We start from the raw sequence: 6,334 nt of genomic DNA, 5'->3' as shown, positions 1-6,334 counted from the left end.
CGGCCGCGTGATCGTTTGCACCAACGTGTCCGTGCGCACGACGGTGTTGGTCGTCGTCACCGTATCGACGCGAGGCGGCATCTGCAGCGTGTCGGTACGGTAGATGGTGACCGTGTCGACCCTCGGCATCGGTGCGACTTCGCCGCTTTCTTTCTTCACCGAGATGCGCTTCGTCGAACGCGGGCGCGCATGGGTGGTGTCCTGCGCTAGAGACGCCGACGCGTCGAGCGCCATTAACGCCGCGCCGGCAGCGAGGACGAACGCATGACCCTTCAACATTGTGTCTCCTCCTCTCCACCGTCCTCGACTCGCCCCCGGGGACGGCTCCCGGGCGAAACGTGCTCAAGCGATCGTGCTCGTCTACACATTCCGAGCGACTGAAAAGCGTCGCGGCACCGTCGCAGTCCAGGGCAGGGCCCGTGCCTGGATACCTGAATTGTGAAGGTTCTCGAAAGCGTCATGAGCAGCCCGAAGTGCACGATGAGCAGACCGAAGCACACGCACAAAAAAAGGACAGCGACCTTGGCTCACTGGTCGCTGTCCTTTCTTCAGGTCTCGACGCCGCGTCGTCGCGGCATCGTCCGCCATTCGCGTCTCAGTACCAGTTGAGCCCGAACATGAAGGGCAGTTGCCGCGCCATCGGCGCATTGTCAGGCGTGAAGGCCAACACGCGCGACTCGATGAAGAGCTCCGTGTGGCCCCACATCAACGAGGCGCCGCCGCCGGCGTTCCAACCATTCTGATTCTGCCACGAATCGACCGGGCCGGTGAATACGGCGGAGCCGTCCGGGGAGTCCACGCGCAGGCCGAGGTTCTTGAAGGACGTGTGCGTGTAGCCGCCGATCGCGTAGAGCGAGAAGAGATGGCTCGTTCCGAACGTATGATGCAGGAACGGCAGCTGCGCCTTCGCGTCGAGGCTGAGGTTCCAGATCGTTCCGTGCGGCGGATCGGGCGGCGTCACGAACCCGGCGTCCTGGGCGGGCCGCGTGAAGTTCACGTCGGCGCGCACTCCGAACACCTTCAGCGCGTCTTGCCACCCGACCTGGAACTGCGCGCTCGGTCCCGTGTTGTTCGGGTTGAACAGCGCACCCGCCGGCGTGCTGAGGCCACCGGCAAAACCGAGGTACATACCATTGGGTAGTCTGACCGGCGGCACGGGAGGCGTGACCGTCACGGTGTCCACGTGAGTGACCGTGTTGGTTCGCGTCACTGTGTCATGAATCGTGACCGGCGGCGTCGTCAGTCGAAGCGTGTCGGTCTTGAAGACCGTCACCGTGTCGTGAATCGGCTTGGCGATCTCTCCGGCCGCTTCTTTCTTGATGGGAATGCTCCTGCTCGAGCGGGGCTTCGTCTTCGTCGTGTCCTGTGCTCCCGCCACAGCCGCTCCCAGCGCGGTCAGCGCCGTGACGGCCGCCAGCAACCTCGTGATGCGTGGATCCATGGTCAGCTCTCCGGTCCGTCCTCTCCTCGCCCCCGCGGGACGACAGCTGGGCGGAAGACATCGCTCGCGCGAGTCGTTCCGATCGACGGGTCACCGTCGCGGCAACGCCAACGTACTCAAGCATAGGTTGTGCCGTTCCGAAAGACCAATTGCGCGCTCGTTCGACGAACGGTTGGCTTCGTCATCCGTCCCGTAAGACCGGCTTCATCAGCCTTGCCCGGAGGCCAATTCCAGTTTCACCGTGGCCACGCATCCTCTCCGGTCGCTTCGATTTGCGAGCGACAACGACCCGCCGTGTGCCTCGGCGATCTGGCGCGAAAGGACGAGCCCGATTCCCGAGCCCTGAGGCTTGGTGGTAAAGAACGGCACAAAGAGGTTCGACGCGCTGGCCAGCCCGGGACCATCGTCTTCGACCATGAGCGACAGGGTGCTGTTGCGCCGGGACCACCGGATACGCACGCCGCCGTGGGTCTCCAGCGAGGCGTCGGCGGCGTTTCGGACGAGGTTGATGAGCAGCTGATCCAGCTGGTCGCCGTCCGCCTCGAGCGTTGCGGCCGGACCCGCGACGACTCGGACCGGAACGCGCGTCTCGAGCGAGGCCACGCGCCGCACCCACGCGCCGACGTCGAGCGGCGCCTTGTTCGGCGCGGGAAGCTTGGCGAGCCGCGCGTAAGCGGACATGAATCGCACGAGCCCCTCGGAACGTCCGCCGATCACGCCGAGCCCGCGCCGCAGATCCTCGTCGGCGTCGGCGGTGCGCGTCGGCCGATCGAGCAGCGTGAGCAACGTGCCCGTGATCGAGCGAATCGGCGCGAGCGAATTGTTGATCTCGTGGCTCAGCACGCGAACGAGACGCTGCCACGCTTGCAATTCTTCTTCACGCAGCGTTCGGCTCACGTCGGACAACACGAGCAGCGTATGCGGCCTGCCGTCCTGCCGGAACGAGCCGCGCCGCACCTCCCAACGTCCCGAGCCTCCGGCGAAGGTCACGTCCATCGTCTGCGGCGATGCTCCTTCGAGCAGATCGACGAGTCCGACCTGTTCGGCGGTGCGGCCGAGCAGCCGCTCGGACGGTTGCGCGAGAAGCCGCTCTCCGGCGCGGTTCACCAGTCGCACGCGCTCGGCGTCGTCGAACGCGAACACGGCGACGTCGATCTCCGCCATGACCGTGCGCAGGAGCGCCGTCGCTTCCATCGCCCCCAGCCGCTGCGCGCGCAGCGTCTCGCCGAGGAGGTTCGATTCCATGAACGCGAGTCCGAGCGCGTCCTCGCGGTCGGCGCCGCGGGCGCGGATCGAATAGTCTCCCTCGCGCAGCGCGGCCAACATGTTGGAGAGCGTCTGAAGCGGGCGAACGACGCGCTCGCGCAGCGCCACGGCGAAGCCGAGCCACGCGCCGACGACGAGAAGGCTCAGCGTCCAGCGCACGCTCAGGCTGAAGTCGCCGCGCCAAAGCAGAATCATCGACACGAGCACGGCGGGGAATCCGGCGAGCAGGGCGAGCCGGAAGATGAGCCGTTCGTGATGCGGCTCGCGCGGCGGCTGATCAGTTCCCCCCCGCGCGAGGGTGCCCGCGTCCTGGATTCCGCCGCCCGGTGCCGGCGTCCGTCGGCTAGAGGCCATACGACGCGATGCGCCGGTAGAGCGCGCTCCGCGACAGACCCAGCGCCTGCGCGGCGCGACTCACATTGCCCTCGTAGCGCGATAGCGCTTTCTGAATGAGCATCTTCTCGACGTCCTCGAGCGGCAACTCGTCGAGTCGCGGCGCGGCGCCCGACGCGCCGGCACGCAGCCCGAGGTCGGAGGCGCGGACCTGGTCGCCGGCCGCCATCAGCACGGCCCGTTCGACGGCGTGGTCGAGCTCGCGGATGTTGCCGGGCCACGAGTGCGCGAGCAGCGCCTGCATTCCGCCGGCGTCGAAGCCGCTGAGCGTCTTGTGGTAGCGTGTCGTGTGTCGGCGGAGAAAATGCGCGGCCAGCGCCGGGATGTCTTCGCGGCGATCGCGCAGCGGCGGCAGGCTGATCTCGATCGTGTTGAGCCTGAAGAGCAGGTCTTCGCGAAATCGCCCTTCGGCGACCTCCTGTTGGAGGTTGGCGTTCGTCGCCGACACGACCCGTACGTCGACGTGCCGCGCCTTCGAGGACCCGACGCGCTCCACGTCGCCCGTCTGGAGCACGCGCAGCAGCTTTGACTGGAGCCCGAGGGACACGGTGCCGATCTCGTCGAGGAAGATCGTCCCGCCGTCGGCGAGCTCGAACCGTCCGACGCGATCGGTCTTGGCGTCGGTGAACGCGCCGCGCACGTGCCCGAACAGTTCGCTCTCGAAGACGCCTTCCGAGAGTCCGCCCATGTTGACCGCGATGAACGACCGCGCGGCTCGCGGCGACGCCGAGTGCAGCCATTGCGCCACGAGCTCCTTGCCCGTGCCGTGTTCGCCCGTGATCAACACGTTCGCGTCCGACGGTCCGATGCGCTCCATCAGCTGCACGATCGGCTTCATCTTCGGCGACTCGGCGATCATCCGCGGCAAGTGGTCGCGCCGCAGCAGCCGGTTCTCCGACTCGAGCCGCTGCGCCCGGCGCAGCGCGCGCCCGAGGTCGACCTGCACGCCGAGAATCGAGACGAGGCGCGCGTTGTCCCACGGCTTCTCGACGTAGTCGCGGGCGCCCCGCCGCATCGCCTCGACCGCGTTGTCGATGCTTCCCCACGCCGTCATGACGACGACCGGCATGCTGGGCTCGAGCGTTTGCACCGACGCCAGCAGGTCGAGTCCTTCTTTCCCCGACGTGGTGTCGCGCGTGTAGTTCATGTCGAGCAGCATCGCGTCGTAGTCGCGACGCTCGAGCGCGGCCAGCGCCGCGCTCGGCGAGCTCACCGTGTGGACGTCGAAGCCGTGGCCTTTGAGCAACAGACGCAGCGCTTCGAGCACGTCCGCTTGATCGTCGGCGACGAGAATCTGCGGGGCAGGGCCGGCCGGTTCCGCTCGCATGGCGGAAGATAGTCGCCGAGGCACGACGCACGCATCTTGCGACCCTCGTCCGCATGTCGAGCGCGGCGCGCGTCAAGATCCTCGGCCGTCGCCCGCCGCTCGTCGACCCGCGCGACGGCGACATCGAAACCGACGAGTCGAGTCCCGAGCGTCGCTCGCTCCTCGCGATCGCCGGCAACCTGCTCGCCGAAGTCAGCCTGCCGAAGATGGTCTCGGCTCTCGCGCTGCTGATCGTCGTGCCGGCCATTCTGCTCGGCCTCGCGCCCATCGTCGCGACGATCTGGGCCCGCAAAATGACCGCCGCTCCCGGAACGACGGGAACTGGGGCGTTGCTCGTCTTCGCCGTGCTCTTCGCCTTGGCCTGGTACGGCGGCCGCCCCTTGCTCCGCGCCGTCGAGAACAGCTTCTGGTCGCTGAACGCGCTGGCGATCCAGCCCGGCTACGTCGCGTGGCGAGAGCTGCTCCTTCATTTGTCGCGTCGCCTGAAGGGCGCCGGGCCGAGCGAGACGACGCAAGCGCGCGGACGCGCCGCGGCGTCGGCGGCGGCCGGCGTGATTCTCTGCGTGCTCGCGCTCGTCGTGCTTCGACTCGTTTGGCCGGCGACGCATTGGGTCGGAACGCTCTCGGACTTCCGGACACCGCACTGGCTCTTTCTCACGGCGCTGGCGAATGCGACGGCCGTGGCGATGGCGTATCTCGCCGTCGCCGGCCTGGTGTGGGGAATCGCCGACGCGACGATGCCGCAGCCGCGCGAGCTCGACGCCTTCCGATCGCGGGAGGAGTTCGTGCGCTCCTGGCGCGTCGCCCACCTCTCGGACATTCACGTCGTCGGCGAGCGCTACGGGTTTCGACTGGGCAGCGGGCGCGCGGGGCCGCGCGGCAACGACACTTTCGTCGCCGCGCTCGAGCGACTCGACGCGATTCATCGCCGCGCGCCGCTCGACGCGGTCGTCATCACCGGCGACCTGACCGATGCCGGCACGCCGGCGGAGTGGAGCGAACTGCTCGACACGCTCGAGCGGTTTCCGCGGCTCGAGCAGCTCATCGTCGCGCTGCCGGGGAATCACGACGTGAACATCGTCGACCGCGCGAACCCGGCGCGCCTCGACTTGCCGTCGAGCCCGAAAAAACGTCTGCGCGAGGTGCGCACCCTCTCGGCGCTGGCGGCGCTGCAGGGCTCACGCGTGCGTGTCGTCGACCGAGAGAACTGCGGACTTGGCGAATCCCTCGATCGTACGCTTTCGCCGAAGGCGAGCGACATCGCCGGCTTCGCCGACAGCGGGGCACGACGGCTCGGCAAGGTGAGCGGCAAAGCATGGACGTCGGCGTTTCCGATGGTCCGGCCGCCCGAACGTGACGACGGTCTCGGCGTCATCGTTCTCAACTCGAACGCCGAGACGCACTTTTCATTCACCAACGCGCTCGGGCTCGTGCCGGCGGACGAGGCGCGGGCGCTCGAGATCGCGATGCGCGCGTTCCCGCGCGCGTACTGGGTCGTCGCGTTGCATCATCACATCGTCGAGCACCCCAAGCTCGGCCACTCGCTCGCCGAACGCATCGGAACGACGCTGATCAACGGGAGCTGGGTCGCGCGGCGCCTGCAGCGCGTCGGTGCTCGGACGGTCGTCATGCACGGGCACCGCCATATCGACTGGATGGGCCAGTGCGGGGACGTGCTGATTCTCTCCGCGCCGTCGGTGGTGATGCCGGCGTCGGACGACGGCGCGGTCTACTTCCATATACACACAGTCGGCATCGACTCCACCGGGCGCATCGGTCTTGGCATTCCGGAGCGGGTCGACGTGCCCGCTTCGTAACGCCTCGTCGGCTGGAGCGGACGCGCTAGTGTCCGGCGCCGGTGGCCGACGAATGCGCACGTTCACGCCGCCGGAGCTGGTTCTCTGCGC

The 6,334-nt window shown here is 67.9% G+C and carries 5 protein-coding genes; 1 reads left to right on the top strand and 4 read right to left on the bottom strand.

Annotated features, from left to right (window positions below):
- From VGQ44_10835 to VGQ44_10820, 4 genes are all read right to left on the bottom strand, one after another.
- Window positions 1–279 (bottom strand): hypothetical protein (locus tag VGQ44_10835; protein HEV8447311.1); only part of this gene is annotated, 279 nt, incomplete at its 3' end.
- A gap of 316 nt (window positions 280–595) precedes the next feature.
- A complete protein-coding gene (locus VGQ44_10830; protein ID HEV8447310.1) occupies window positions 596–1,441 on the bottom strand; it encodes a hypothetical protein in 846 nt (281 codons plus the stop codon).
- A gap of 207 nt (window positions 1,442–1,648) precedes the next feature.
- On the bottom strand, window positions 1,649–3,061 hold the full coding sequence (locus VGQ44_10825) for an ATP-binding protein (GenBank protein ID HEV8447309.1): 1,413 nt from the start codon (window positions 3,059–3,061) through the stop codon (window positions 1,649–1,651).
- Window positions 3,051–4,427 carry a sigma-54 dependent transcriptional regulator gene (locus tag VGQ44_10820; protein HEV8447308.1) on the bottom strand — a complete coding sequence of 459 codons (1,377 nt, stop codon included), beginning with the start codon at window positions 4,425–4,427 and terminating at the stop codon, window positions 3,051–3,053. Before VGQ44_10820 ends, VGQ44_10825 begins: the two co-directional genes overlap by 11 nt.
- Window positions 4,428–4,480: 53 nt before the next feature.
- Here VGQ44_10820 and VGQ44_10815 point away from each other — a divergent pair, with 53 nt between their 5' ends.
- Window positions 4,481–6,244: a metallophosphoesterase gene (locus VGQ44_10815; GenBank protein HEV8447307.1), complete on the top strand. Its 1,764-nt coding sequence runs from the start codon at window positions 4,481–4,483 to the stop codon at window positions 6,242–6,244.
- Window positions 6,245–6,334: the final 90 nt, after the last annotated feature.

The sequence above is a fragment of the Gemmatimonadaceae bacterium genome (assembly GCA_036003045.1).
Lineage (GTDB): Bacteria > Gemmatimonadota > Gemmatimonadetes > Gemmatimonadales > Gemmatimonadaceae > JAQBQB01.
The sequence above is the reverse complement of the archived record's forward strand: the minus strand, read 5'-3'. Positions and strand labels throughout refer to the sequence as shown.

Excerpts from the sequence above, each read along its gene's own strand:
- VGQ44_10830 (HEV8447310.1), bottom strand. The coding sequence starts at position 1,441 with ATGGATCCACGCATCACGAGGTTGCTGGCGGCCGTCACGGCGCTGACC.
- VGQ44_10825 (HEV8447309.1), bottom strand. The coding sequence starts at position 3,061 with ATGGCCTCTAGCCGACGGACGCCGGCACCGGGCGGCGGAATCCAGGAC.
- VGQ44_10820 (HEV8447308.1), bottom strand. The coding sequence starts at position 4,427 with ATGCGAGCGGAACCGGCCGGCCCTGCCCCGCAGATTCTCGTCGCCGAC.
- VGQ44_10815 (HEV8447307.1), top strand. The coding sequence starts at position 4,481 with ATGTCGAGCGCGGCGCGCGTCAAGATCCTCGGCCGTCGCCCGCCGCTC.